Source organism: Streptomyces sp. O3, from assembly GCF_054788135.1.
Map to the genome: position 1 here is coordinate 71,118 of NZ_JBTVYK010000023.1, position 24,811 is coordinate 95,928.

25 protein-coding genes are annotated in these 24,811 nt (G+C 68.5%); 14 read left to right on the forward strand and 11 right to left on the reverse strand.

Annotated features, from left to right (window positions below; translation table 11 throughout):
* Window positions 1-12: 12 nt before the first annotated feature.
* Complete coding sequence (locus tag ACX6XY_RS13925; protein WP_460329920.1) at window positions 13-1,245, reverse strand: helix-turn-helix domain-containing protein; 1,233 nt, start codon at window positions 1,243-1,245, stop codon at window positions 13-15.
* 306 nt (window positions 1,246-1,551) lie between these two features.
* Between ACX6XY_RS13925 and ACX6XY_RS13930 the strand changes: the two genes are divergently transcribed.
* The 5 genes from ACX6XY_RS13930 (at window position 1,552) to ACX6XY_RS13950 (ending at window position 5,239) form a co-directional block, all read left to right on the forward strand.
* The gene (locus ACX6XY_RS13930; RefSeq protein ID WP_460329922.1) at window positions 1,552-2,169 is read left to right on the forward strand and encodes an acyl carrier protein; all 618 of its coding nucleotides are present in this window, start codon (window positions 1,552-1,554) and stop codon (window positions 2,167-2,169) included.
* Window positions 2,170-2,435: 266 nt separating this feature from the next.
* Window positions 2,436-2,621: a hypothetical protein gene (locus ACX6XY_RS13935; RefSeq protein ID WP_460329924.1), complete on the forward strand. Its 186-nt coding sequence runs from the start codon at window positions 2,436-2,438 to the stop codon at window positions 2,619-2,621.
* 83 nt (window positions 2,622-2,704) lie between these two features.
* Window positions 2,705-3,658 (forward strand): oxidoreductase, encoded by a 954-nt coding sequence (locus ACX6XY_RS13940; protein WP_460329926.1) that lies wholly within the window; start codon window positions 2,705-2,707, stop codon window positions 3,656-3,658.
* 240 nt (window positions 3,659-3,898) lie between these two features.
* The gene (locus tag ACX6XY_RS13945) at window positions 3,899-4,366 is read left to right on the forward strand and encodes an acyl-CoA thioesterase (RefSeq protein ID WP_460329928.1); all 468 of its coding nucleotides are present in this window, start codon (window positions 3,899-3,901) and stop codon (window positions 4,364-4,366) included.
* An 81-nt stretch (window positions 4,367-4,447) separates the two neighbouring features.
* Complete coding sequence (locus ACX6XY_RS13950) at window positions 4,448-5,239, forward strand: TIGR03084 family metal-binding protein (protein WP_460329930.1); 792 nt, start codon at window positions 4,448-4,450, stop codon at window positions 5,237-5,239.
* Between the two features lie 143 nt (window positions 5,240-5,382).
* On the opposite strand, the gene ACX6XY_RS13955 is transcribed toward ACX6XY_RS13950, so the two are convergent.
* From ACX6XY_RS13955 to ACX6XY_RS13980, 6 genes are all read right to left on the reverse strand, one after another.
* Window positions 5,383-6,252 (reverse strand): alpha/beta fold hydrolase, encoded by an 870-nt coding sequence (locus ACX6XY_RS13955; protein WP_460329968.1) that lies wholly within the window; start codon window positions 6,250-6,252, stop codon window positions 5,383-5,385.
* A 118-nt stretch (window positions 6,253-6,370) separates the two neighbouring features.
* Complete coding sequence (locus ACX6XY_RS13960; RefSeq protein WP_460329932.1) at window positions 6,371-6,535, reverse strand: hypothetical protein; 165 nt, start codon at window positions 6,533-6,535, stop codon at window positions 6,371-6,373.
* A 135-nt stretch (window positions 6,536-6,670) separates the two neighbouring features.
* The gene (gene tgmC / locus ACX6XY_RS13965; RefSeq protein WP_460329934.1) at window positions 6,671-7,861 is read right to left on the reverse strand and encodes an ATP-grasp peptide maturase system methyltransferase; all 1,191 of its coding nucleotides are present in this window, start codon (window positions 7,859-7,861) and stop codon (window positions 6,671-6,673) included.
* A complete protein-coding gene (gene tgmB / locus ACX6XY_RS13970; RefSeq protein WP_460329935.1) occupies window positions 7,858-8,823 on the reverse strand; it encodes an ATP-grasp ribosomal peptide maturase in 966 nt (321 codons plus the stop codon). The genes tgmC and tgmB overlap by 4 nt, the downstream gene beginning before the upstream one ends.
* Window positions 8,823-9,083 (reverse strand): putative ATP-grasp-modified RiPP, encoded by a 261-nt coding sequence (gene tgmA, locus ACX6XY_RS13975; protein ID WP_460329937.1) that lies wholly within the window; start codon window positions 9,081-9,083, stop codon window positions 8,823-8,825. The genes tgmB and tgmA overlap by 1 nt, the downstream gene beginning before the upstream one ends.
* Before the next feature lie 115 nt (window positions 9,084-9,198).
* A complete protein-coding gene (locus ACX6XY_RS13980; RefSeq protein ID WP_460329938.1) occupies window positions 9,199-9,522 on the reverse strand; it encodes a DUF6415 family natural product biosynthesis protein in 324 nt (107 codons plus the stop codon).
* Between the two features lie 289 nt (window positions 9,523-9,811).
* Between ACX6XY_RS13980 and ACX6XY_RS13985 the strand changes: the two genes are divergently transcribed.
* Genes ACX6XY_RS13985 through ACX6XY_RS13995 form a run of 3 tightly spaced genes read left to right on the forward strand, consistent with a single transcriptional unit; the run spans window position 9,812 to window position 12,254 of the window.
* Window positions 9,812-11,080 (forward strand): Tat pathway signal protein, encoded by a 1,269-nt coding sequence (locus ACX6XY_RS13985; RefSeq protein ID WP_460329940.1) that lies wholly within the window; start codon window positions 9,812-9,814, stop codon window positions 11,078-11,080.
* On the forward strand, window positions 11,077-11,631 hold the full coding sequence (locus tag ACX6XY_RS13990) for a GNAT family N-acetyltransferase (RefSeq protein WP_460329942.1): 555 nt from the start codon (window positions 11,077-11,079) through the stop codon (window positions 11,629-11,631). Before ACX6XY_RS13985 ends, ACX6XY_RS13990 begins: the two co-directional genes overlap by 4 nt.
* 59 nt (window positions 11,632-11,690) lie before the next feature.
* On the forward strand, window positions 11,691-12,254 hold the full coding sequence (locus tag ACX6XY_RS13995) for a GNAT family N-acetyltransferase (protein WP_460329944.1): 564 nt from the start codon (window positions 11,691-11,693) through the stop codon (window positions 12,252-12,254).
* Here the strand turns inward: ACX6XY_RS13995 and ACX6XY_RS14000 are convergent.
* Window positions 12,238-13,440, reverse strand: coding sequence for a hypothetical protein (locus ACX6XY_RS14000; RefSeq protein ID WP_460329946.1), 1,203 nt, complete (start codon window positions 13,438-13,440; stop codon window positions 12,238-12,240). The genes ACX6XY_RS13995 and ACX6XY_RS14000 overlap by 17 nt on opposite strands.
* Before the next feature lie 431 nt (window positions 13,441-13,871).
* Here ACX6XY_RS14000 and ACX6XY_RS14005 point away from each other — a divergent pair, with 431 nt between their 5' ends.
* From ACX6XY_RS14005 to ACX6XY_RS14015, 3 genes are read left to right on the forward strand one after another with little or no spacing between them, the layout of a single operon-like run.
* Window positions 13,872-14,549 carry a vWA domain-containing protein gene (locus tag ACX6XY_RS14005; RefSeq protein WP_460329948.1) on the forward strand — a complete coding sequence of 226 codons (678 nt, stop codon included), beginning with the start codon at window positions 13,872-13,874 and terminating at the stop codon, window positions 14,547-14,549.
* 2 nt (window positions 14,550-14,551) lie between these two features.
* The gene (locus tag ACX6XY_RS14010; protein ID WP_460329950.1) at window positions 14,552-15,496 is read left to right on the forward strand and encodes a protein phosphatase 2C domain-containing protein; all 945 of its coding nucleotides are present in this window, start codon (window positions 14,552-14,554) and stop codon (window positions 15,494-15,496) included.
* The gene (locus ACX6XY_RS14015) at window positions 15,493-17,337 is read left to right on the forward strand and encodes a serine/threonine-protein kinase (RefSeq protein ID WP_460329952.1); all 1,845 of its coding nucleotides are present in this window, start codon (window positions 15,493-15,495) and stop codon (window positions 17,335-17,337) included. The genes ACX6XY_RS14010 and ACX6XY_RS14015 overlap by 4 nt, the downstream gene beginning before the upstream one ends.
* Window positions 17,338-17,458: 121 nt before the next feature.
* Here the strand turns inward: ACX6XY_RS14015 and ACX6XY_RS14020 are convergent, their stop codons facing one another.
* Both ACX6XY_RS14020 and ACX6XY_RS14025 read right to left on the reverse strand, forming a co-directional pair.
* Window positions 17,459-17,830: a hypothetical protein gene (locus ACX6XY_RS14020; RefSeq protein WP_460329954.1), complete on the reverse strand. Its 372-nt coding sequence runs from the start codon at window positions 17,828-17,830 to the stop codon at window positions 17,459-17,461.
* Between the two features lie 37 nt (window positions 17,831-17,867).
* On the reverse strand, window positions 17,868-19,205 hold the full coding sequence (locus tag ACX6XY_RS14025) for a zinc ribbon domain-containing protein (protein WP_460329956.1): 1,338 nt from the start codon (window positions 19,203-19,205) through the stop codon (window positions 17,868-17,870).
* Between the two features lie 873 nt (window positions 19,206-20,078).
* Between ACX6XY_RS14025 and ACX6XY_RS14030 the strand changes: the two genes are divergently transcribed.
* The 3 genes from ACX6XY_RS14030 (at window position 20,079) to ACX6XY_RS14040 (ending at window position 23,805) form a co-directional block, all read left to right on the forward strand.
* On the forward strand, window positions 20,079-20,933 hold the full coding sequence (locus tag ACX6XY_RS14030; RefSeq protein ID WP_460329958.1) for a methyltransferase domain-containing protein: 855 nt from the start codon (window positions 20,079-20,081) through the stop codon (window positions 20,931-20,933).
* Entirely contained in the window at window positions 20,930-22,357 is a 1,428-nt protein-coding gene (locus tag ACX6XY_RS14035) for an extracellular solute-binding protein (RefSeq protein WP_460329960.1), read from the forward strand. The genes ACX6XY_RS14030 and ACX6XY_RS14035 overlap by 4 nt, the downstream gene beginning before the upstream one ends.
* Before the next feature lie 431 nt (window positions 22,358-22,788).
* On the forward strand, window positions 22,789-23,805 hold the full coding sequence (locus ACX6XY_RS14040) for a helix-turn-helix domain-containing protein (RefSeq protein ID WP_460329962.1): 1,017 nt from the start codon (window positions 22,789-22,791) through the stop codon (window positions 23,803-23,805).
* Between the two features lie 166 nt (window positions 23,806-23,971).
* Here ACX6XY_RS14040 and ACX6XY_RS14045 read toward each other — a convergent pair.
* Window positions 23,972-24,811 (reverse strand): elongation factor 1-alpha C-terminal domain-related protein (locus ACX6XY_RS14045; RefSeq protein WP_460329964.1); only part of this gene is annotated, 840 nt, incomplete at its 5' end.

Genomic DNA, 24,811 nt, shown 5'->3' on the forward strand with positions numbered 1-24,811 from the left:
CGGGAGCTCTGGTCAGACCTGAGGATCGGGCGTCTTGCCGCGGGTCTTGAGCAGGGATTCGGTGGCGAGACGCCAGATCACCGCCGCCAGGTCGATGTTGAAGGACTCCTGGGCCTGCTGGGCCAGCTTCTGCAGCCCGGCCATGCCCTCGTCCTCCTTGCCCTCCAGGATGAGCAGCTGGTTGTCCAGGACGTCGAGGCGGATGCGGCTGCGGTAGGCCATCCGCAGCTCGGACCTGCCGAGCCGGTTCAGCAGAGCGCGAGCGTCCTGGAACCTGCCCTCATGGAAGGCGAGATGAGTCTTGAGCGAGGTCAGCTCCTGCTCCATCGACGGCGTGTCGGAGAACGGAAGCCCGGTCTCGGCGGCCTCGATATAGCGCTGGGCCGCCTCCGGCTCCGGCGGGAACATCTGGAGGTGCAGGTCGGCCGCGGTCAGCCGGAGACGCATCCACAGCGCGAGGTTCTCGCGGCTGCTGAACCGCTTCAGGGCCTGGTCCAGCAGTTCGAGAGCGGACCTGAAGTCGCCCTGACGCACCCGCACCACGGCCGCGGTCCACATGGCCTCGGCCCACAGGGTGTCGCCGCGCCCGTCGACCAGGTCGGTCAGTTCGTCGGCGTGCCGACGCGCGTCCGGCAGCCGCCCCGCCTCCGCCTCGACGGACACCAGCACCAGCAGCGCGTCCGCGGTGTCCTGTGCGGACAGGCCGTGCCGCCGGGCCATCTCGTACGCGGTGGTCGCGGCCTCCACGGCCGGGGCCATCTGGCCCGCGGTCCGCAACGAACGGGCCAGATGGGTCAGCGACCTGGAGCGCAGCTCGGGCAGGCCGATCTCCTCGCTGAGCGGGACCAGTTCGTCGAGGTAGGCGCGCTCGGCGGCGTGCTCGCCGTTACGGCGCTTGCGCTGGGCGAGCAGCCACAGCGCCTGCCAGCGCAGCATCGGGTCCGGGGCGTGCGCCGCCTCAAGGGCCTTGGCCAGCTGGTCACTGGTCTCGTCCGAATCGAGTGAGGCGGCCAGGGACAGGCTCTGCGCCAGAGATGTGGCCCTGGACTCCTCGAACTCGGCGGGGCTGATGGCGAGTTGGCTGGCCAGATGGGCCACCGCGCGCTCAGTGGGCTGCCGGGCGCCCGACTCCAGGCGCGACAGATAGCCGGTCGACATGCCGTCACCGGCGAGTGCGGCCTGCGACAGGCCCCGCTCGGTTCTCAGCTGCTTGAGCCGACGACCGAATGATGGCTGCTCCAGCACGTGATCGCCCCAACCGTTGCCAGCCGAACTGTTTGCCATCCGTTGTGTCAGATGTTCGCTTCTCCTGTGTCAGCAGTATAGCGAGCGCTCGAGTAGCTTGGCAAACCCCTATAGGGGTATAGCAGCGCCATGACCTGCACCTTCCAGCCAACGACGTGGCAAGCACAGAGGGTTGAGCTTGCCTCATGGGTTGGCAATGTATTGCCATATGAGTGTGGCCTGCCCTACGCTGCTGGTGGTAACGCACTGCGTAGCCCGCCTTCGCAGACCGTATTCGCACTTCGCCGATGCCCAGGAGTGGCGTACATGACCAGTGACCGCGCTGACGCCGTCCCCGGAACGTCCGCCCGGAACTCCGGGGTCGACGGCGCTCCCGTTTCGGACGCGGCGGACCAGCTCCGCGAGGTGCGGCAGTTCCTGCTGCGGGCGTGGGGCGAGCTGCTGCGCTGCTCCGGCCTCACCGACCACTCGGACTTTTTCACGCGCGGCGGCGACTCGCTTCTGATGGCGCGACTCGTGCGGCGTATCGGTGAGGAGTTCGGCGTCACCGTGTCGCTGTACGCGATGTCACGCAGAAGCCTCGGCGACCAGGCGCTCTTGGTCCACCAGCTGCGCTCCCGGATGCGGGCGCGCGACGCGACGCCGCTGGCCGCGACGCGGAACGTGGGGGCCTTCGTGCGGGCCACCTGGAGCGAGGTCCTGGGGTGCGCCACGCTCACGCGCACCTCGGACTTCTTCGCGCTGGGCGGCGACTCGCTGCTCATGGCGCGGGTGGTGCGGCGTCTTGAGCACGAGTTCGGGGTGAAGATGCCGGTGCACGACCTGCTGGCCGCGCCCACGCTGGGCGAGCAGACGCTACTCGTCAGGGCTCACGTCGAGGCGACCGCGCGCGGCGCGGCCCGCAGGCGCGGCCGTGCCGCCTGAACGTTTCATCTGACCCCTCCCGCGCGGCTTCGGCCGCGCATCTCTCATGCCCGCGTGTCGGTGTGCCCGCGTGCCCGCGTGTCGGGGTGCGGGCATACGGGCACACCCCCTGACCGGCACGGATGCCCCCACGTAAGCAAGTTGCCAAAGTCTGGCAATTGTTTGCCACCTGCCCGTCAGTCCCGCTAACTTCGTCGTGTGGCAACGGACGACAGCAAGCCCACCACCGCCCAACGCCACCCAACCCACGCTTCAGAGGAGACGCCATGCGCACCGCCACGCGTACCGCCCTGCGCTCGACCATAGGAGTCGCTCTGGGACTCGTCGCGACGCTCGCCGTCGTGACGCCTGCCGTCGCCGCGGTGCCCGGCAATGACTGGCCGCCGAAGACCGCCCAGACCAGCACGCTGACCGTGGCGCCTGACACCGACTGGCCGCCGAAGACCGCCTGACCGGGCGTCACCGGCCGCACCGCCCGCCCGCGAACCGCCGCGCCCGCCCGCGAACCCCGCCCGCCTCCCCGAGGAGCCCCCCGATGGGACCACAGCAGCAGTGGACGGAGGACCAGACCCCGGACCAGACCGGGCGTACCGCCGTCATCACCGGGGCGAGCTCCGGGCTCGGGCTCGCGACGGCCACGGCTCTCGCCCGCCGCGGCGCCCATGTCGTACTGGCCGTGCGCGACATGGACAAGGCCGCCGCGGCGGCGGCCCGGATCAAGGCCGCCGCCCCCACGGCCGACCTCGCGGTACAGCGACTCGACCTGTCCAGCCTGGCCTCGGTGCGCGAGGCGGCGGCGGAGCTCCGCGCCCGGTTCTCCGCCATTGACCTGCTGGTCAACAACGCCGGAGTGATGTGGACCCCGCAGCACCGCACCGCCGACGGCTTCGAGCTCCAACTCGCCGTCAACCACCTCGGCCACTTCGCGCTCACCGGGCTGCTGCTCGACCTGCTGCGCGCCGCACCCGGCGCTCGGGTCGTGACGATCAGCAGCTATGTGCACCGACTGGGCAGGATCGACTTCGACGACCTCAACTCCGAGCGCGGCTACAGCAGATACCGCGCGTACAACCAGTCGAAGCTCGCCAACCTGCTGTTCGCCCAGGAACTCCAGCACCGACTCACCGAGACCGGCGCGGACACCCTCTCCGTCGCCGCCCACCCCGGCATCGCCGCCACGGACCTCGCCCGGAACTTCCCCGCGGCCTTCCACAAGGCCGCCCCTGTGCTCGCGCCGGTCCTCGTACCGCTGTTCGTACAGAGCGCCGACATGGGCATGCTGCCGGGACTGCGCGCCGCCACCGACCCCGCCGTACGCGGCGGCGAGTTCTACGGCCCGCTCGGCCTGACCGAGACCAGGGGACACCCCGGCACGGTCCGCCCCGGCCGCCCCGCCCGCGACCCGCGGGTACGGCGTCGCCTGTGGCAGGAGTCCGAGCGCCTCACCGGGGTTCACTACGCCCTGGCTTCGCCAGCCCGCGCCGCGTAGTGCGCCCGATACGTTGTTCTGGGTGTTCGACGCGGAATTTCCTGCGGCTGAACACTCCGCACTCTTTTAGGCTTTCAGGCACCCACCTCAGGTCCATTGCTTGAACATCTCACTCCGGCATAACTTTCATTCCACGCCGCAAGAGCGGCCCGCTCCGAACAGCCGGAACGGCTCCAGCTCTTGGGCTGTTTCTCGTCAGAGTGAGTTGCTTCATAGGACCCGGATCGAAAGGTGAGCGTCATGTCTGACTACTTCGAGTACACCCACACCGTCGGTTTCGAGGAGACGAATCTGGTGGGGAATGTGTATTACGTGAACTATCTGCGGTGGCAGGGGCGTTGTCGGGAGTTGTTCTTGAAGGAGCAGGCTCCGGCGGTGCTGGCGGAGGTGCAGGACGATCTGAAGCTGTTCACGCTGAAGGTGGACTGTGAGTTCTTCGCGGAGATCACAGCGTTCGACGAGTTGTCGATCCGGATGCGGCTGTCGGAGCTGGGCCAGACGCAGCTGGAGTTCACGTTCGACTACGTGAAGATCGACGGGGACGGCGGGGGCGGCGGGGAGACGCTGGTGGCGCGGGGCAGGCAGCGGATCGCGTGCATGCGGGGCCCGAACACCGCGACGGTCCCGGCGATGATCCCCGACGCGCTGGCCCAGGCCCTGGAGCCGTACGCGACACGGGTGCGCTCCCTGGCCGGACACACCGCCTAACCCCCGCCCGGCCTTTTTCGGCCCAGTGAGTTGCATCAAACAACCCAACCTCTCGCACGAAACCAGCTGAAGGAGAATGTGATGACTGCTGTGAACGACGTCCTCAAGGACCTGGCCGCTGACATCGACGAGGTAGCCGCTCTGGTCGCCGATCTGGACGAGGCGGCGTGGCAGAAGGCGACCCCGGCGCCGGGCTGGAGTGTGGCCGACCAGATCGCGCATCTGACGTTCATCTTCGAGCTGGCCCGCAGTGCGGCCGCCGAGCCGGAGAAGTTCCGGGCGGTCACCGCCTCGGCCGGGCAGGACTTCGACGGGGCTGTCGACGCGGCCCTGAAGCAGTTCAACGCCTTCCCGCCCAGGGAGCTGCTGGCGCGTTTCCGGGCGCTGGGGGAGGCGTCGGTGCGGGCGCTGGGGTCGGTGCCGGAGGGGCAGGTGGTGCCGTGGCTGGTGAACCCGCTGCCGCCGGTGGTCCTGGCCTGCGCGGGCATCATGGAACTGTTCGGCCATGGCCAGGACATCGCCGACGCCCTCGGCGTGCGCCGTGAGCCCACCGACCGGCTGTTGCACCTGGTGAACTTCGCCGCGCTGACACGGGACTTCGGCTACGAAGCCCACGGCATCACCCCGCCCCGCGAGCAGTTCCGCTACGAACTGACCGCGCCCTCCGGCGAGACCTGGACGATCGGCCCCGCCGACACCGACCAGGTCATCACCGGCCCCGCACACGACTTCTGCCTCCTGGTCACCCGCCGCCGTCACCGCGACGACCTCGCCCTGACCGCCACCGGCCAACACGCCGACGCCTGGCTCGACATCGCCCAGGCCTACCGCGGCCCCCACGGCGAAGGCCGCACCCCCGGCCAGTTCACCTGATAACCCCCATGAACTCCCGCGATTCCCCGAACCGCCGGTCAGCCTGAAGCGTCCCCCGTGTCCACACTCCGGGGGACGCTGTCGGCGTACGCCCGAACGTCCCCAGGCAGCCCAAGATGAGAAAACCCCGGTCAGCGGTTGCTTTACCCGGCGCCGTCGAGTATCTCCCGCAGTCGATGAGCGAACTCGTCCGGCTTACCCGGATATCCGAACTCCCCGTCGAGGAACCCGCCGTGATGGCTCGGGAACACGGTCACCCGCAGCCCCAGGAGCTCGGCGACCGCGAGGGACGTACGTTCGGTCAGCACATTCTTGGATTCCTCGCCCACCGCGATCACCACGCGGGTCGGCGCGGCGGCGATCGCGTCGACGTCCGGCCGGTAGTCGGTGATCGCCCACGACCGGTCGGACAGCAGCGGATCGTCACGCGAACCGTCGTCCTCTACAGGCAGCCCGAACGCGGCGGGATCGGCCTGCGGCTGTGCGAAGTACGCGTCGGTGAACTCCCCTTCCCACGAGGCCATGGCGAGGAACGCGGCCATCCCCGCCCCCCACCCCCGTTTCTCGTACGCGTCCCGGACCGCGGCCCGCGCCCGCACGGCCGCCGAGCCGTCCGGTGTGAGGGTGATCAGCGGCGGCTCGTGCGCGACCAAGGTGGTCACGTCCGCGGGATACTTCGCCACGACCGCGAGCGCGGTGATCGCTCCGCCACTGCTGGCGAAGATCTCGACCGGCCCGGCCCCGAGCGCCTCGACGACCGCGTGCACATCGTCGGCCTGGGTCTGCGGTGTGTGGTCGACCCGCCCGTCCTTACGCGTGCTGCGACCGAGCCCGCGCGGGTCATAGGTGGCGACGGTCCGGTCGGGGAAGCGCGCGGCGAGCGCGGCGAAGCCAGCGGCGTCCATAGGCTGCCCGATCATGAGCAACGGCGGGCGTCCGTCTGCGGTCGGCAGCGACCCGCGAACGTCATAGACGAGGTCCGCGTCAGCTGTCTTGAGCGTGTGAGTCTCCATACCCATACAGACCGGCCCCATCCCGGAAACTCATCGGTGACCGAGGCCGCGCTGGCGAAACGGACTTCCAGTGGCCGTCGGGGCGCTGAGGGCGCGGCGCGGTCGCCGCGCCCCGCGGTCATGCGATGCCTCGCGGATCCGGTGTCGAGCCGTAGTCCTCGTGGTGGTCCTGGGTCAGTGCGGCCAGCAGCTCGGGATCGGAGTAGACCTCGGCGGTGTGCTGCCAGGCGATGAGCAACTGGGCGACGGACGCGCTGTTGCCGACTGAGTCGGCTGCGCGCATGGTGTCGACCAGTTCGACGGCGAAGGCGTGAAGATCGGGCTCGGGCAGGGGAGGAACTCGTGTCCTTGCAGTCGAGGCCGCCCGCTTCGGCCGTTCCGGTGACATCTGCTCGTTGAGCCTATGCGCGCAGTCCCTTCAGGCGACGCGGTGTTCCCACCGCAAGGCGGTTTCGCCGTCGATCCAGTAGGTGTGTCCCTTCGGGGTGACGTTCAGGCGGATGGTGCTGATGTCGGGGTCGTCGGCTTCGTGCCATGCGGTGATCGCGTTCTCGATGGCGTCCCAGACGGCGGTAGGGCCTCCCTGGCGGACGGTCCAGGTGTCGCCGTCCGGAGTGAGTGCGGCGAACGACTCGCGGTCGGCGTCGAACAGGTACACCGTTTCCCGGCCGCCGCTTGTGGTGCGTAGGAGCTGAGCTCCGGGGGATGCGAGTTGGGCGAGGAAGGCGGGCACCCACTTGTCCAGTTCAGTCGGTGAGATCGTCGCCTTCCGTTCGGTGTCGGCGTAGGCGGCACGGGCCGTGAGATCCCCTGTCAGAGGCATCACGGCCTCGGCGCGGGCGGGCATGAACGAGGCTCGGTCGATGATGCGGCCCTGCGCGGTGCCGTCCTCGTTCACGGTGAGTTTGGCCAGGCCGGTTCCGTAGGGCCAGGCGCTGGGCCCGACGGTGGCGAGGATGATGCCGCCAGGCGCGGTCTGTCTGACCCATGCGTACGGAATGCGGCGTACCGCGCATGTGGCGATGACGCGATCGTAGGGGGCGCGGTAGGGGTGGCCGAGCAGTCCGTCACCGGTGACGGTCCACGTCGAGTACCCGGCCGTCTCCAGGGCCGTGTCGGCCCGCCTGGCGACCTCGGGGTCGACTTCCACGCTGGTGATGTTGTCCTCTCCCAGGCGGTGGCACATGAGCGCGGTGGAGTAGCCGGTGCCGGTGCCGATCTCCAGCACGTTCATGCCGTCGGTGACATCGAGGGCTTCGAGCATCCCGACGACGGTCGAGGGCATCGTGGAGGACGAGGTGGGGAAAGCACCGATTACCGGAGCGTCGGCGTTCTCGGGGGTCAGGCGGCCGTCGAGCTGGGTCACCCTGGTGTCGTTCTCGTAGACCAGCCGCAGCCACTCGCCGGGCTCTCCGGTGTCTCGGCTGACCGGCACGTAGCGAGTGACTCCCTGCGGGCCGGGCTCATCCCTGAAGAACGCGGGGATGAACGTCTCGCGGGGGACGCCTTCGACGGCGGCCCGCCATGCGGGTGTCCTCAGGACGCCTTCGGAAGCGAGGCGCTCGGCCAGGGCCCGGCGGTGGCCAGTGGTGTCGGGGGGCGGGTTCAAGGTGTTGCTCCTCGCTCCAGGAGATCGGCGAATGCGGCGGTGATCGGAAGGCCGGTTTCTTCCTCGAGCCACCCCCATTGGCCGTTCGGGTTCAGCTCAAGGAAGTGCAGAGACTCGTCGCGGCCGATGGCGAAGTCGAAGCTACCGGTGCAGAGGCCGAAGTACTCCAGGTAGCGGGCGAGAGTGGTCGCGATGCTGTCGGGCAGGCTGACCACCTTGTAGGCGAGCGCGCTGTAGTCGGTGCGCCAGTCCAGCAGGCCGGAGTCGATGCGTACGGAGAACAGACGGTCGCCGACCACGACGACGCGCAGATCGGCGGCCTTGTCCACGCGGGCCTGAAACAGGTGTGGCGTCACTCGTACGCTGTCGTCGATCTCGGTGGCGGTGACCGGTTCTGTCCATGTCGTCAGGCCCACACCGTCCGGGCGGCGGTAAGGGGTCCAGCGCAGTGCTTTGTAGATCACCTGCTCGTGTGCGGCGATGAACTCTTGGGCGACGTGTGGGTGGTTGGAGATCAGCGTTGGAGGCACGGTGAGCCCGAACTGTTCGGCGGCGGCAAGCTGTAGCGGCTTGTGTTCGGCCCGGTGGTTGTGCAGAGGGTGGTTGACGTAGCGGCAGTTTGGCAGGGTGTAGAGGATGCCGCCGAGACCGTGGCGTACCTGTGCGACGGCGAAACGGGCGTCGGGACCGTCCAGGTGCTCGAAGTGGGGCCAGGTGGGGCGGCGCCAGTACACCGCCCGCACGCACTCCAAGCTGGAGTTTCTGGAGGGCGTGCGGAGGTGCCCGGTCGGTGAGGTGGCCGATGCGGTGCCGAACCAGGCCGAGACCGACAGGTACTCCCCGATGTCAGAGGGGTCGAACCGTACGACGGGAACGCTTCGCGTGTTCAGTTCGGTGATCACCATGTCGGAGGTGACATCGTCGGTCTCGGTGACGACCGCGACCGGTCCAGCAGGGGGCATCAGTCCTGCTCGCTGTCCTGGTCGTGGTCACTGTCGTTGCGGCTGTCCAGGTTGGTGGACTGCGGGGATGTCTCGGTGCCCTTGCTGGTGCCGTGCTTGCCCATCTCCACGACGCCGCCGCGCTCATCGCGGAAGACGGTGGTCTGGGTGGCGGGGTCGAGTTCGGCGGTGGCGTAGCCGGGCTGGTGCACGCTTGGGTAGGGGCGCATCCTGTCGATTCCCCAGGGGCGGCGCTGAGTTCCTGGTGCGGTGGCCTGCATGACTCTCCTCTGGGTTGGTGTGTCGGGTGAGAACAGGGACAGTGGTGTGTTGGGTGACACGCCGCGGCGGCCTCCCGCCCGCCCGGCGCTGAGTCTTGGTGCGGGGTGGGCGTCTTTATGCTCGTGGGGCGCGGCTTGCGTAGAGGGCGGTGTAGTGCACGGCCTTCGCCAGCATCCGCAGGTTCATGGCCGGGTCGGGGCCGGTTTCGGTCCTCCCAGCCAGGGCACGGGCGCGCCGGACCGTGTCCGTAGCGATGTCCTTGGGCCGCCCGTCGGCCAGGGCGGCGGTGTAGGCGTCGGCAGCCGGGGCCAGGATGACGATGTACCCGCGTAGCCGTCCGCGTAAGGCGTCGGCGGTCTCGCCGGTCGGCTGCCCGCCGCCGAGGACCAGGGCGAGCCGTACGTCACGTTCGATATCCGTCCAGGTCAGGGCATCCACGGTCTGGTCCGTATCGCCGGGTTGGTGGCGATCGCCGAGTGCGAGAGTGCACAAGCGTTCTGTCTTCTGCGAGTTGATGGGTCTGTTGCTCTGTGGCACCGTGCACGCTCCCCTTCAGCACGCCCAGGGCGGGGCGGGCGATCACTCCATTCGATGTGTATGCAGTAAGTAACCGTCAGTGCGCAGGTGCGGGCCATGTCGAAGACGCCGCATATTGCTTGCGTCCAACCTGTCGAGTTGACCCGCCCTTTGCCGAGGAGGGGAGGGGGGACGGTTCTACCGTGTACGTATGGAGCGCGAACGCAACGAAGCGCTGATCCAGTGGATGACCGAGTACAAGATGAAGACCCGTGAGTTCGCCGAGGCTCTCAACGAGTACATCGGTGAACTGACCGGCCGCTATGGACTCGTCACCGAGCGAACCGTACTCAAATGGCGTGCAGGCGAGACTCGTTGGCCCCAGGCCGTCCAACGTGCCGCGCTCCAGGCCGTCACCGGGCGCACCCCCGCCGACTTAGGGTTCACCGCCTCCCGACGGCGCACGACCAGCACCAAGGAGGAGCTTCCTGTGCAGCGCCGCCGCTTCCTTACCGCCGCCTCAGGAACCGCGATAGCCGCCGTCACCCCGCCAACCACTCAAGGCCCGCCCCCACGGGTCGGTATGAGCGACGTGCAGCGACTCACCAGCAAGCTCGCTCAGGTCGTGGCCTCTGACGACCGGCACGGCGGCACACAGAAAGTCGAGCAGCGCGCCCTCCAACTCGCCCGCCAAACCCTCGCTCTCCAGCAGAGCGGCACCGTCACCTCACGGGTACGCGGACAGCTTTACTCCCTCGCGGCGTCGTTCACCTCATCGGCCATGTGGGCCGCCATCGACGGTCACCGCTTGGACGACGCGCAGCGGCACATGCAGGAGGCCGTCACTCTCGCTGGCCTCAGCGGCGACCCTGCCGTCCAGTTCCGTGTCTGGGGTCACGCTGGAGCCCTCTACCGGCACCTCGGCCGTCGCACCGACGCCCTGGCTGCCCACGATGTAGCCCGGTCCACCAGCATCTTTCGCCGGGACCCTCTGTACGCCTCCCTCGCCCACGCCCGTGCCGCCGTCCACCATGGTGACCTCGACGACCACAAAGCCGTACGCCGTAGCATCGACCACGCCCACGACGCCCTCACCCGCGCCGACCTGACCGGCCCTCGCCCGCCGTGGATGCGGTTCTACGATCAGGCCGAACTCGAACTCCTTGCGCTGATCGCGCATTCCGCGCTCGGTGGATGGGCGGACGCCGAAGCCCACGCTCACCGCAACCTTGCCCTGCTCCGCCCCGACCTGGCCCGCAACCGCTCGCTTGCCCTGGCGCACCTGGCCCGAGCCCAAGCCGAACAGGGCGCTCTGGAATCGGCCGTCGCCTCGGCTGAGGAGATTCCTCCGGATGCCCGGCACGGACGCACCGGACGCCTACTGAGAGGCTTCACCATGCGTCTAAGCATTCTTGCTCCGAACAACTCATCGACTCGAGCATGGGTCGAATCCGTCCGAGAGAAAGGCACGCTCGCGTGACCGTTGAAATGCGTCACTACCGCGACGCCGAGGAAACCCGGCAGACCATCGTCGATATCCATGTCGAGGTACGACAGCGGGACTTCGGGCTCGTCGGTGACTTCTACAGTGCTGAGCGGTTCAACCAACGGCTCACCTCACACAGCGCGGCCTCGGGCTGGGAAACGGTCGTCGCCTATGTGGACGAGCAGGCGGTGGGTTTCGCCTACTGCGTTCCGCTCGGCCCCAACACTCGCTGGTGGAACGCGATGAGCACCCCGCTGCCCGACGGCTACACGGACGAGAACGGCGGCCGTACCCTCGCGCTCAACGAGATCGTCGTACGCCGTGCCTGGCGTGGAACGGGACTTGCCCACCGCATCCACGAAGACCTTCTGAAGGGTCGCACCGAGGAGCGTGTGACACTCCTCGTCAACCCGAAGGCCGGTGACGGCAAGGTCCAGGCCGTCTACGAACGGTGGGGGTACGAGAAGATCGGCGAGCAGCAGCCCTTCCCCGACTCACCCGTCTTCGCCTCCATGATGCGGCCCCTCCGCCTCGCCAGTGCCTAGCCCGCCCCATGACTGCACTGCGACATCGCCGCGAGAACACCGCACCAGGGGAGGCGCGTGTGTCCTTGGAGTCGACACCGCCCGTTCCGGCCGTTCCGGGGTACGTTCTGGAGCGTTCGTCGGTGCGAGTAGTTGAGAAGGCCGCTCGTCTGTGGGAGAGCGCCAACGCCTTGCGGGAGGGCCGTTCTGCGCCGGAGACTCCTGATCCGGAGCTCGTCTCCCTGCTGCGTGCCCGGATCGGCGGGGATGGCGCGGTCTTTCTGTGCGCACGGCTGGCGGGGGATGGCGAGCAGCGCATGGTGGGCATGGTTCTGGGGGAGCCGTCACGCGGCGATGGCGGCAGGGGGCCGGCCGTCGCTGGTCGGGCGCATGTGTCCTTTATGGCGGTCGAGCCGTCGTCGTGGGGGCGCGGACTGGGTGGGGCGTTGCTGTGCGGGATCACGGCGGCGCTGGCCGAAGCCGGGTTCGACAGGCTGGGCCTCGCCGTCGTCGCCGGAAACGACCGCGCGGCCGGGCTCTACCGACGCCGCGGCTGGCTGCCCGAAGGGCCGCCCCGGCGGGACTCGCGCAACGGCCTTCTGCTCCAGGACTATATGAAAGAGCTGGTCACATCCGCTCGTTGAAGGCCGCCGTCCCGCCCAGTGCGTGCTCCGCCCTGTTACGGCGTTCCAGGCGCACCTGCTCGATGAGTTGCAGCGCGCTGACCGACACCGTGGACCCGGCGCGAGCCCCGGCCGACACCAGCTCAGAGTCCGGGATGTCGCAGGACAGGCTGACGCTCGCGGTACCGTCGGTCAGCTGTACGGTGTACGGATCGCTGGTGCACTCTTCGGCGGCCTCGCCGTCGAAGAGTACGGTCGCTGTCAGGATGGCGGTGACGATGCCGTTGGTAATGCGGGAGTCGGCCCCCACGGCCGTGTCTCTGATGAACGTCTGTGTGACGGAGCAGCTGTCGACACCGCAGTCCACCTCTGCGGCGCCGTCCCCGACGAACACGACGCTCTCTTTCGCCACACGGTCGAAGCCATGGGCATACTTTTCCATGTGGCTGTACATTGCGTCGGCCCGCTCCTCGGCGATCGGGGTGAGCTTTATGCCTGGCGAATCCCCCAGGGAGAGGGGCCCCTTGGCCACCTTGTAGGGATCTTCGTATGGTTCCAGGCGCAGCACCCGGTAGGGTGCCTGCCTGGTGACTACCAGACGGCCTGCCATGGTGTCGGTGCGCAGTGCCTTGCCCTCGTCCACGATGAGCGGGTCATTGGAGTCCGGCAGCCTGTCCAAACTCCTGAGCGCGCTGCTGAGATGAGGGGCGAGGGCCCTCGGGGGCAGGTACTGGTCGAGTACCTGGTCCAGGGCGCGATGCGCACCCTGGAAGGGCTGCTTCGGCCCCGTGGAGTGTTGCGTTGGTCCCGGCGAGTGCTGCGGGGCGGCGTTCCCCCACGTAGAAGTGTCGTCACCGATGTGCAGTACGTTGAGCCTCTGCTCCTCCTCGTACTCGCCGTCGCCGTACGCCACGCTGCCGAACTTCGTGCCGAACTCGGTGACAGTGATTTCCTGGCTGGCCATTCCGGACAGCGTCGTGTACCGGATTCCGGCCGCCTTTTCCAGCTCCGCTACTGCGCGCTCGAACGGCTCACGGTTGTCTTCGGTCTGCGCACCGGGGGGCCTGGGATCGGGTCCGGGCTCCGGCTCGGACCCGCTGCCGAAGAGGACCAAGCGACCGGTCAGCAGGGCGAGTGCGAGGACGGTCGCACCGCCGAGGAGGAATAGAGCTCCCCATGAGTACGGCTGACGACCGCGGTCGGGCAACCGCTCCGGTGGCGGCGGAGGCGGTGCCGGTGGAGCCGTGGACGGAGGTTGCGGGGATCGTGCCGATGCCGTTTGCCGGGACGGCGAACGGCGCGTCCGTTGTGTACGTCTGATGGGTGCCTGTGCCGCAGCCTTACCTCTGCGGGACGGAGTCGGCGACTCGGGTGGGCGTCCCAACGGCGGAGGCACAGCGCGCGGAGTGTTCCGCCAAAGGGGCAATTCCGGCTTGCTGGATCTGTGCTTCCCGTAATGTGCGCCCACAGTGAATCCCCCGAACCGCTTTCGCCAGCCCCTGCACTTTGCGAAAATACGCCACCAGGATGAACATCCCCAGGGGTATAGGCGGGTTTCAGCCATTTGAGACGCGGTGAAGCCACTCGGGGCACGACACGCCGCTTAAGGCACGGAGCGAAACGGGGAGATGAGCTGACATGGCGGATACGAAGGGTGTGTTGCTGCCGGCCTATGTGCTGGCAGATGAATCGGCTTCGATGGGGCCGTATCGGGACGAACTCTCGGATGGGCTCATCTCGTTGTGTGAAGGCCTGCGGGCCGAGCCGATGGTGGCGGCGAAGCTGCGCCTGGCTGTCCTCGGATTCTCGGACGATGTGGAGGTCCGTCTTGCGGTGGCCGATATGCGTACCGAGACTACTCTGCCCCAGTTGACCATCCGGGGTATAACCAACTACGGGGCGGCTTTTGACGACCTGCTCAGCCGCATCCCGACCGATGTGCAGTGGCTGCGTGGCCAGGGGTACAAGGTGCACCGTCCCGTGGTGTTCTTCCTCAGTGACGGACAGCCCACGGATGGCCAGGTATGGCGTAATCCGCACGCTCAGCTGACCGACAAGGCACGGACGCCGACTGCCCCGAACATCATCGCCTGCGGCATCGGTGACGCCCAGGCCGCGACCATGGTCGAGGTGGCGACCCGGCAGGAGTTCGCCTTCGTGGCTAAGGAGGGAACCGACCTCGGCCGGGCGATCTCCGAGTTCTTTCACGCCCTCACAGCGAGCCTGGTGGCCTCAAGCCATGCGCTGAACTCGGACAATCCGCAACTCGTGGTCAACCGGCCCGATCAGTTCACCATGGCGATCGACGAGGTCTGACCGTGAGTCCACTGCACGGGGATACCTCCCCGACGACACCGCTCACCCCCGACCCGCCCGAAGCCGAGCCCTGGCGGCCGGTCACCGTGGGGACGCCAGGGCCTGAGTTCGAGGCCGGGCCGCCGGACCAGTACGCGTTCGACTTTCCGGACAGCGAGTGCGACGGCTGGTCGACGTCGGCGCTCACGCTGCGGTTCGCCTCGGTGCGCGGGGCCAAGCACCGCTACTACCGACAGCCGCGCCAGGACGCCGCTCGAGCGGCGGCGCACGAGGCCACCGGCAGCGTCGTGTTCGCCGTCGCCGACGGTGTGTCCAGCGCCGTGAACGCCGAGCTCGGGGCCGTCGAGGCGTGCCGCGCGGCCCTGGAGCGGATGCTCCACCTGCTGACCAAGGGGCAAGAGCAGCTGGACTTCCAGGATGTGGCTCAGCATGCCGCTCAACGACTGGGGCAGCTGGCGCGGTGGCGGCTGAGCGGTCGGATTCCCGAGGTGGGTGAGGTGGCCGCCCTGTATGCCACCACGCTGGTGGCTGGTGTCGTACGCCCCCACCCCGCCGGAAATGTGGTCGAGCTCTGCCGGATCGGGGACTCGGGGGCCTGGTCACTGGACCTGACAACCCGCCGATACCGGCCATTGTTCGGTCTCAAGACAGCCTCGGACGAGGTCCTGGTGTCCAACGAGGTGGCACCGCTGCCCCACGTACCCGAGCGTCTCGAAGCCACCGGCACGAGCCTTCCGCTCGATCAGGTATTGCTCGTCGGTACGGACGGCTTCGGAGACCCGCTCGGCGACGGCGATGGCCAGGTCGGTGCCCTGTTCGCCGGTCAACTCGGCGTGCCGCCGACACCGTTGTGGTTTGCACACCTACTCGACTTCTCCAGGGAGACCTTCGACGACGACCGGTCGCTGCTGGCGGTCTGGCCCCGAGACGCGTCCGGTCCGTCATGACGGCGGGCAATATACGGCGGGTCTCGTACGACTCGCTCAACCGGGGCAGCCAGCTCGGCCGAGGAGGTCAGGGCACGGTGTACCAGGTCACCAACAAGAAGATCAACGAGGCCGACGGCGGCGGCTGGGAGGTGGCCTACAAGGAGTACAGCACAGCCGTGCTGTCCCTACTCGACGCGGACGTACTGGCGTCCAGCGTAGCTCTGCCCGGCACCCTGAGCGCCGTCGACGGCCGGTGGCTGTGTGAGAAGACCGCCTGGCCGGCGGCTGTGGTCGAGAGCCAGGGCAGCATCCGCGGGTTCCTCATGCGCGCGGTGCCCGACCGCTTCCGGTTCACCTTCCAAAGTCTGGCCGGGGCGTCGACGGGAACCAAGCGCCTCGCAAATCTGGAGTACCTGCTCAACGAAGACTCCTACGTCGCCGGTGTCGGCCTGTCGATCAGCGACAGCGAACGGCTCGTTCTCCTTGCCGACATAGCGAGTACGCTCTCCCGACTGCACCGGATCGGCGTCACGGTCGGCGATCTCTCCCCGAAGAACCTCCTGTTCACCACCACGCCACGGCCTGAGTGCTTCCTGCTCGACTGTGACGCCATGCGGCTGGCGGGTGCCACCGCGCTGCCCCAAGCGGAGACACCCGACTGGGAGATCCCGGTGGGCGAGGAGCGGGCGACCGGCGCGAGCGATGTGTACAAGCTCGCGCTCCTCGCCATCCGGCTCATGGGCCGCGATCAGAGCGTCCGCGACCCCGCCGTTCTGGGCACATTCGGCGTGGCACTGGAGGGTCTGGCCAGCGCCAGCCTCGACACGGACCCATCCCGCAGGCCCTCGCCGACGGTGTGGGCCGAGCAGCTCAGAACGGCTAGTCATACGGCCTCCACCACCCGCATCACGGCGGCCCGACCCCGACCGGCGCACACGACAGCGGCATCGGGCGGCAGTGCCGGTACGCGAAGCCCCATGAGCAACGCCGCTCCGGCACAGCGCACCGCCCCAGGACAGCAGTCGACCACGACCGGGGTCCTAGTCGCCGCCGCCATCGTGGCCCTACTCCTTGTGGCCGCGCTCTGGCCCGACGGCAACTCGTCCGACACCGCGTCCGGCGACACCGTGTCCCGATCCTCCCCCACGGCGACCGATACCGAATGGACGCCCGACGAGACCACCGACGAACCGACGGACGACGATCCGGACGACGACTACAGGGACGAGCCTGACGACGACTACAGGGACGACGAGCCCACCGAGGAGGAGCCCACCGAGGAGGAGCCCACCGAGGAGGAAGATTCCCTGCCCCAGAGCCCGACGCCCACCCCGGATGCCACCGAGCGGGCCTTCAAGCGGGTCTCGCCCGGCGACTGCCTCCCGGTGTACGACACCGGCTACGGAGGCGAAGACGTCGTCAGTTGGAGCACCGAGGTGCCGCCAGCCCCGGTGTCCTGCGGCAGTGTCCGGGCCCTCGTGCAGGTCAGCCGGACCAATGCGAGCAGCTGTCCCATCGAGACCGGGAAGTCCTCTTGGAGCTACACATCCGTCAGTACCGGCGGCGACACCAGGAAGCTCTGCCTCACCCGCATCTACCACGTCAACTATTGCATGCTCGGCGAGCAGTCGGCCGACTTGATCTCGCTGGGCTCGCTGACCAGAGTGGACTGCGACCGGAACCAGAAGGTGCCCGCCCCGTACAACCAGATCATGCACATCACTGGTGTCTACAACACGAGTAAAGGCACCGACGCCAGCCTCTGCAGGCGCGTGCAGGGGGATCGGACGCGATACTGGGCTTGGGTGGTGGACGGCGGCCAGACCCTGCTGTGCACCACGATCTACCGGGGTGACTGACCGGCCTGGCGTGCGGGCCAGCGCACCTTGGCTGGGAGGCGCTCGGCCTGGAACTCCTGACCGATGAACGGCCGGGCTGTCGCCGGACTGTGCGGATTTCTTGTTCCCGTGTCGTTGCCCCCTACAACCCGCGGATCGCCTCGTCGATCGTCGCCGCCAGCGATGCCAGAGCCGCGAAGCCCGGTACCGCCTCCATGAGGCCCCTGGCGAACAGTTTCAGCTTGCCCTTGCGCGGCGCCTCAGCGGTGACCTCTTCGCGCGCATCCTCCGCGGCCTCGATCAGGTCGCTGCGGTCAGGGTGATCGGACCGGCCGAGTTCCTCGATCAGCCGGGCGAGCAGATCGCCGATTTCCTCGGGCGACAGTTGACTGCCGCCACTACTGTGGTCCGACTCGCTGTAGTGCACCTCGGCCTTCGCGTTCTGGCCGCTGGCGACAGCGTTGCCCGCGACGTGTGAGCCACCTGACGCGGTGATCCCGTAGTTGCTCGGCATGTGCTCTCCCTCATTCCGTTCCGTCGTCCGTCCAGTTTCACCAGGGGATCTTGTTGAGGATATTCATTGAGATCCGAGATTTCTCGCCGGTGGCGACCGAGCTGGATTCCACCTTTGCTCCATGGGTCGCAATGATGCCATTGTTGATGATGACCTCCTGGCGCTGAATCAGTTCGCTCACGTCGATGTCACGCGCCACAGCGAATTCCACGAGCGCGTCCAGTACCCGCTTCTCTACAGTCTTCAGGGCCATTCCGCTGTCGGCCTTCTGGAAGAAGCGGTGGTGTTTTCCGTCCGCCGCCCGCTGGCGCACGCTTTGCCGTGCCCCGTAATCGAACCTGCGTACCTGGTTGATGAGTTCGTGCTGTCGGCGCAGGCGCCAGAACAGACCATAGTCGGGGAAGAATCCCCTGACCGCGCGTACGGGCGAGGCCGCCAGCACGAACAGGGTACTGGCCAGTGTCTGCACGAACAGCCCCAGGACGTCACGTATCGGAGGGCGGGGCATGAGCGTGTCGACCATCCGGTAGCGGTCGAGCAGCGGACACAGCACTGTCTGGACGGCCTCCACGGAAAGGTTGGAGTCCGAACGAAAGAAGCGGAGGAAGAGTGAGGTGACCAACTCGCCGCCCCAGCCGCTGGAATGCACGACAAGATAGGGGCGGGCCCCCTCTTCGGGCGCCCGCTTCAGGTCGTCCATCCGGTCCGTCGAAATCGAGTCGACGGGTCGGCCGAGCGGATTCGGAAGGAATCGCTTGTCATCCAGAATGGTCGTACCATCCACGAAGACACGTTCTTCGATTTCCAGGCAAGGCAACGACAGTGCGCTGACTCGCTGGGATATATGGGCGTAGAGCTCCGTCACGTCAAAATCCTGCGCCTTCACTCCCGCCCCGCTCGAAGTCGTGACGTCGAACGACAAGGACCACGATTCGAGTTCGTTTCCGTACCCGATGAACGGTGAATAGCCGCTGTATGTCGTGACGTTCCCGTTGGCGTACCGGCCGATCTGCTGCAGGCGATCACGGATCTGGGGGCTGGGCGGCGGGGGCGCTGCTGCGGGGTCGAACTTATCTGGATGGAGACTCTGCAGGTGACGTCCGTACTTCGTCGAGAGCTCGAAGGAGAACGCCGTCACCCAGGCGAGGAGCAGTATCAGCAGGGTGATGGACGAGTTGCCGGCTGAGAAGGTGAAGATGAGCAGCAGGAACAGTGCGGCGAGCAGTAGATCTCGGCTGTGGCGGCGGGAGTTGGCCAGGTAGGCGTGCCGGAGGATGACGGGTATGTCGCATGCCGGGGCCGTCGCCACACCCAGATGGGGCTCGGCGGCGATCTCCTTGATGAGCGACTTGGCGTAGTCGCGATCGAGATACACGGCAGCGCACAGGTACCGGGTCAGATCCCGGCCACCGCCCCAGCGCGGCACGGTGGTGGCGCGGCGGACAGTGCTCGGCGCGAAGGTCGCCCCCTTGGACTGCGTGGTGGCGGGGCGATTCCCGCTGGCGGGGCTGAAAGTGGATCCCCCAGGCGGCCTCGGGGCGGCGGGGGCACCGCTCGCGGGGGCGTTTGCGGTGGGACTCGCGAATGTCGGTCGCCTCGCCAGGTGTGATGCCGGAGGAGCTGGGCCGGGTGACGGCGGCGGCGTTGCGGCTGGTCCGCCGGTCGCCATGGCCGTACCGCAGGTGCCGCAGAACGCGGAGCCATACGTCGCGCCCCCGCCGCATGAGGGGCATGTAGTCGAACGCGTCATCATTCCCCCGTACATGAGGCGGACTCGCGTGCCCCAAGTGCATCACAGGCGTGCCCTGAGGGAGCGTCAGAGTGGTCTTCGAGGCTGGACCGTTACATGGAGGCTTTTCACCTCAGGGAATTCCCTCGTGAGCCCCCGTCGAGAGGGGCGTGGTCGCGTGGCGAGGCGGCACTTCGGCGCAGGTCGCCCTCGACGCGGGGAAGCAAGTTGCCTAAGTATGGCAAAGCTTTGCCAAGCGTCGGCGGGCTTCGCTAGCTTCGCAGGACGAGGCAACTGGCCGCGGCTCCACCTGGTGCCCTACCGATCCACGCCGCAGAGGAGACATCATGCGTACGGCCACGCGCACCACCCCAGGTACCTCCCCACTGGCCGCCGCCCCGGCCGTCGTCGCGGTCGGGCCCGACGAGGACTGGCCCCCGGTCGCCCCCGCCCCCGTCGCCGCCTAGCACAGCACGCGCGGAGATGTGCCGGGAGCGGCGGCGGGCCGACCCTGGGGCCATGGATGACGTACTGGCCGACCCGGCGGGCATTGGCAGGCACTACGACGAGCGCTCGCCCATCGGCGGCGAGCTGCGCGACGGCCAACTGCACATGTGGTACTGGTATGACCGCGAGGACGACGCGTCGTTGCCCGAGGCCGTGCACCGCACCACCCGCAAGGTCACCGAAACCCTCGGTCTGCGCCCCGGTGAGCGGGTGCTGGACGCCGGATGCGGACCCGGCGAGACCGCGGTGTACCTCGCGCGGCAGTACGGGGCGCGGGTCACCGGCGTCACGGTGAGCGAGTTCGAGATCGAGACGGCGACCGGCCGGGCCGCCGACGCCGGGGTGGGCGACCGGGTGGGCTTCCAGTACGGCGACTACATGGAACTGCCGTTCCCAGACGGTTCGTTCGACGCCGTACTGGCCCTGGAGTCGCTCCAGAACGCCCCCGAACTGGACACGGTCCTCAAGGAGTTGCACCGGGTGCTCAGACCGGGCGGGCGGATCTCGTTCTCGGACTTCAGTCTGGAGTCGGACGCCGCACCCGAGCGGCTCGCGACGTTCATGACGACGCTGAAGCTGCCCGTGCTGCCGACTCTGCCGGAGTGGCTCGCGCACGTGCGCCGCGCCGGCTTCGACGTCGAGGAGTACACGCAGTGCGGCCCGCGGGTGTTCGGGATGAAGTCGAAGTACCTCGAAGTCGCCCTGCGGCAACGGGAGGAGATCGCCGACAAGTTCGGCGAGAGCGAGCTGGCGGAGTTCTCGCGGCTGCACCGCGGCTTCTTCGCGCCGCGGAAGGACCAGATCGGCTACGTGATCGTGGCGGCGCGCAAGGCGGCGCCGAGGAGAAGCGTGAGGGAGATGGCATGAAGCAGCGCACCACCATCGACGTCTGGGTCCCCGACTTCACCTTCCGGGGGATATACGAGCGGTGGCTCAAGCTGGGCGAGGAGTTCGAGAAGGCCCACCCGGAGTACCGCGTCAACATCGAGCAGTACGACTTCTGGTCCTTCCCGCACAAGGCGGCCGAGGTCATCGCCCAGGGACGCACCCCGGCGCTCGCCGAGTACTACTTCTACGTCGGCGAGGCGGCGCGCGACGCCCGCACCCGCGAGGGCGCGCCGGTGTTCACCTCGGTGGAGAAGGCCATCGCGGGCCGCACCGAGATCCTCGGCGAGCCCGTCGTCACCGACGACATCCTCTCCGCCTACCGCGACTACTACACGGTCGACGGGACGCTGGCCTCGATGCCGTACGTCGCCACCACGATGCTGCTGTACGGGAACGCGGAGCTGCTGGAGGCGGCCGGCGTCACCGAGATGCCGGAGACCTGGGACGAGGTCGAGGCCGCCTGCGCGAAGGTCACCGCGCACCAGGGCGGGCCCGAGCACGCCATCACCTGGTCCAACCACGGCCTGTTCTTCCAGCAGGCGGTCGCCAGCCAGGGCGGCCAGCTCGTCGACCAGGACGACGGCCGGTCGGGGCGGGCCACGACGATCGATCTCGCGTCCAAGGAGATCCTCGCCTGGGTCGAGTGGTGGCGCCGGCTGCACGCGGACGGCCACTACCTCTACACCGGCTCCATCCCGGACTGGGCGGGCACCCTGCGGGCCTACGCCGAGAAGGACGTGGCGTTCCGTATCTCCTCCTCCAACGACGTCAACTTCATGTTCCAGGCGGCGGAGAAGGGCGGCTTCACCATGAAGGCCGGCCGCTTCCCGCACAACGACCAGGTTCCGTTCGCGGGCAACTGCATCGCGGGCAGCTCCCTGTGGCTGGCTGACGGGCTCGACGAGGTCACCCAGGACGGCGCGCTCGCCTTCCTGCAGTTCCTGAACAACCCGCGCAACGTCGTCCAGCGGCACAAGGAGAGCAGCTTCGTCCCGCTCACGCACACCGCTCACCGGATGCTGGAGGACGAGGGCTGGTTCGACGCCCACCCGCACCACCGGGTGGCGTCCGACCAGCTCAGCTCGTACCCGAAGCGGGCGAAGGGCCAGCCTGCCGGCACACCGCCCGCGCACGGGGCGCTGTTCGGCAACTTCGCGGCCGTGCAGGACGTCATGACGCGCGCCATGCACGACGTGCTGGCCGACGGCGCCGACCCGGCCGGGCGGTTCACCGAGGCCACCGCCGAGGCGCAGGCGCTGCTCGACGCGTACCGGGCGGACTGCGCCAAGCCCACCGGGCCGAGCGACCCCGAGATGCTGCGGGTGGAGTTCTTCACCGGCCGCGCGGCGGGCCGGGACTACACCGGCGCCGACCTGGAGGACGTGGTGCGGGCCGACTCCTGAGCCGTGGCGCATAGGGCTGTTCACGGGTCAGCTCGTAGACGGTTGACGAAATCCCGCCCGATCACTTCGATCGGGCGGGATTTCGTCGTTTCTGGGGGTCGGGAGGCCGGGCCACCACCGCTGCCCTGCGCGCCCGTGCCGCGTCAGCCGTTCCGGTGGGCGGGGCGCGGGCCCGGCTCCATTCCGTGGCGGATCGCGTGGGCCGCGTCGATGCCGTAGAACACCTCGCGGAAGAAGCGCTTCAGTGCACGCATGTCCGTCCCTGCCTTTCTCGTCCCTGCGGTCTCACGTCGTGTCCGTGTCCGCGTTTCCGTGTCTTCAGAATGGCGCAGGAAGCCCTGCCGAAATAGTGGCGGTGATGACACTCTTCGCTAAGATTCCGCCATAGAGTGCCGATGGGTTCCCAGGGCCTGAAAGAAGAGGAGCGAGGGATGAGTCAGCGGCAGGAGCAGCCTCCGTACCGCGTCGCCGTGCTGGTGACCGACAGGACCTCGTCGTTCGAGGTCGGCATGGCCACGGCGGTCTTCGGCCCGTATCTGAGCGATCTCACGCCCGTGCGCTACGACCTGCGGCTCTGCGCGGAGCAGCCGTCGACGGTGCCCCTCGCGGGAGGCGCCGTGCTGACCACGCGATACGGGCTGCGGCAGCTGCGGACGGCGCACACGGTCATCGTGCCCAGCAGCACCGACCTGGACGCGCCGCCCTCCGACGCGCTCATCGAGGCGCTGCGGGCGGCGCACCGGGCCGGGGTGCGCATCGTCTCCACCTGCACGGGCGCCTTCACCCTGGCGGCGGCCGGACTGCTCGACGGGCGCCGGGCCACCACGCACTGGCGCTGGGCGGGTCTGCTGCGCAGCCGCCATCCCGAGGTCGCGGTGGATCCCAGTCCGCTGTACGTCGACAACGGGGACGTGCTGACGGGGGCGGGCAGCGCCGCCAGCATGGATCTGTTTCTGCATCTGGTGCGCAAGGACTTCGGCACGGAGTCGGCCAACGCGGTGGCGCGCCGTCTGGTGATCCAGCCGCACCGGGACGGCGGCCAGGCGCAGTACATCGAGGCGCCGGTGGCGGCGCCCGAGGAGGACGACGGGGTGTCGCGCAGCATGGTGTGGGCGCTGGAGCACCTGGCGGAGCCGGTCACGGTGGCGGCGCTGGCGCAGCGGGCCCGGATGTCCGAGCGCAGCTATCTGCGGCACTTCGCGAAGACTACGGGGAGTTCACCGATGCGCTGGCTGATCTCGCAGCGCGTACGGGCGAGTCTGCCGCTGCTGGAGACGTCGCAGGCGTCGGTGGAGGAGGTCTCGGCAGCTGTCGGCTTCGAGTCGCCGGTGACCTACCGGCACCACTTCGCCAAGATCATGCGGACCTCTCCGTCGGCCTACCGTCGGGGGTTCCGTACGGTTCAGGTCGCGCGGGAGGCAGCGCGTAGCATCGGCCGGGCGTCGTGACCTGTGCGGGTGCTCCGGGGCCCGCCGGGTGCACCCGCACCCGGCGGGCCCCGGAGCACCCGCACGGCGGTGACGTCAGCCCGAGTTCCTTGAGGAAGGCGAACACCGTGGCCGCCAGTTCCGCGGGCGCGTCCTCCTGCACCAAGTGGCCCGCACCCGCGAGCGTTCAGCCTATGACGGCCCTCCCGCCGCCTTCGGGTGCGGTGGCCATGGCGGCGGTGAGTGTCGTGCCGTCCGAGGGGTCGATGAGCAGGAAGGAGCCGGTGCGCCGGGAGTCCGCGTAGGCGTCGACCGCGAGGGGTTCGGCAGTGCGGACGACGATGCGGCCGATGTCGTTGGCGACCAGCTGTCCGGGATCTGGATGCTGGGACAGGTCGTCGAGGGCGAGCCGTGAGGGGATGTCTTTCACGATGGCCCTGACGGTGCGGGTGGCGTGTTTGAGGAGCACCCGCTGGCCGACCGAGAGCGGCTGGTCGGCGACATGGCAGGCGGTCGCCTCGATGTCCCGGTGCGCCGCGGGCGCGTCGGTCGCGGTGGCGATCAGGTCACCGCGAGAGACGTCCAGGTCGTCGGCGAGGCGCACGGTCACCGACTGCGGTGCGAACGCCTCCTGGACCGGCTGCCCCAGGACGTCGATGGCCTCGACGGTGCTGCGGCGGCCGGACGGAAGGACCGTGACCTGGTCGCCGACGCGCAGCACGCCGGCCGCGATCTGGCCCGCGTAGCCGCGGTAGTCGGGGTGCTCGGCGGTCTGCGGGCGGATCACGTACTGCACCGGGAAGCGGACCGGGCCGTGGGCGGGGGCATCGCGTAGGTGCAGGGTTTCGAGGTGCTCCAGGACGGTGGGGCCCGCGTACCAGTCCATGTACGCCGAGACGTCCACGACGTTGTCTCCGGCGAGCGCCGAGATCGGGATCGCGGTGATCTCTGGGACGCCGAGCGAGGCGGCGTAGGCGGTGAACTCCTCGGCGATCGCGGCGAAGACGGACTCCCGGTAGTCGACCAG

Excerpts from the sequence above, each read along its gene's own strand:
- ACX6XY_RS13930 (WP_460329922.1), top strand. The coding sequence starts at position 1,552 with ATGACCAGTGACCGCGCTGACGCCGTCCCCGGAACGTCCGCCCGGAAC.
- ACX6XY_RS13935 (WP_460329924.1), top strand. The coding sequence starts at position 2,436 with ATGCGCACCGCCACGCGTACCGCCCTGCGCTCGACCATAGGAGTCGCT.
- ACX6XY_RS13940 (WP_460329926.1), top strand. The coding sequence starts at position 2,705 with ATGGGACCACAGCAGCAGTGGACGGAGGACCAGACCCCGGACCAGACC.
- ACX6XY_RS13945 (WP_460329928.1), top strand. The coding sequence starts at position 3,899 with ATGTCTGACTACTTCGAGTACACCCACACCGTCGGTTTCGAGGAGACG.
- ACX6XY_RS13950 (WP_460329930.1), top strand. The coding sequence starts at position 4,448 with ATGACTGCTGTGAACGACGTCCTCAAGGACCTGGCCGCTGACATCGAC.
- ACX6XY_RS13955 (WP_460329968.1), bottom strand. The coding sequence starts at position 6,252 with ATGGAGACTCACACGCTCAAGACAGCTGACGCGGACCTCGTCTATGAC.
- ACX6XY_RS13960 (WP_460329932.1), bottom strand. The coding sequence starts at position 6,535 with ATGCGCGCAGCCGACTCAGTCGGCAACAGCGCGTCCGTCGCCCAGTTG.
- tgmB (WP_460329935.1), bottom strand. The coding sequence starts at position 8,823 with ATGCCCCCTGCTGGACCGGTCGCGGTCGTCACCGAGACCGACGATGTC.
- tgmA (WP_460329937.1), bottom strand. The coding sequence starts at position 9,083 with ATGCAGGCCACCGCACCAGGAACTCAGCGCCGCCCCTGGGGAATCGAC.
- ACX6XY_RS13985 (WP_460329940.1), top strand. The coding sequence starts at position 9,812 with ATGGAGCGCGAACGCAACGAAGCGCTGATCCAGTGGATGACCGAGTAC.
- ACX6XY_RS14005 (WP_460329948.1), top strand. The coding sequence starts at position 13,872 with ATGGCGGATACGAAGGGTGTGTTGCTGCCGGCCTATGTGCTGGCAGAT.
- ACX6XY_RS14015 (WP_460329952.1), top strand. The coding sequence starts at position 15,493 with ATGACGGCGGGCAATATACGGCGGGTCTCGTACGACTCGCTCAACCGG.
- ACX6XY_RS14020 (WP_460329954.1), bottom strand. The coding sequence starts at position 17,830 with ATGCCGAGCAACTACGGGATCACCGCGTCAGGTGGCTCACACGTCGCG.
- ACX6XY_RS14030 (WP_460329958.1), top strand. The coding sequence starts at position 20,079 with ATGGATGACGTACTGGCCGACCCGGCGGGCATTGGCAGGCACTACGAC.
- ACX6XY_RS14035 (WP_460329960.1), top strand. The coding sequence starts at position 20,930 with ATGAAGCAGCGCACCACCATCGACGTCTGGGTCCCCGACTTCACCTTC.
- ACX6XY_RS14040 (WP_460329962.1), top strand. The coding sequence starts at position 22,789 with ATGAGTCAGCGGCAGGAGCAGCCTCCGTACCGCGTCGCCGTGCTGGTG.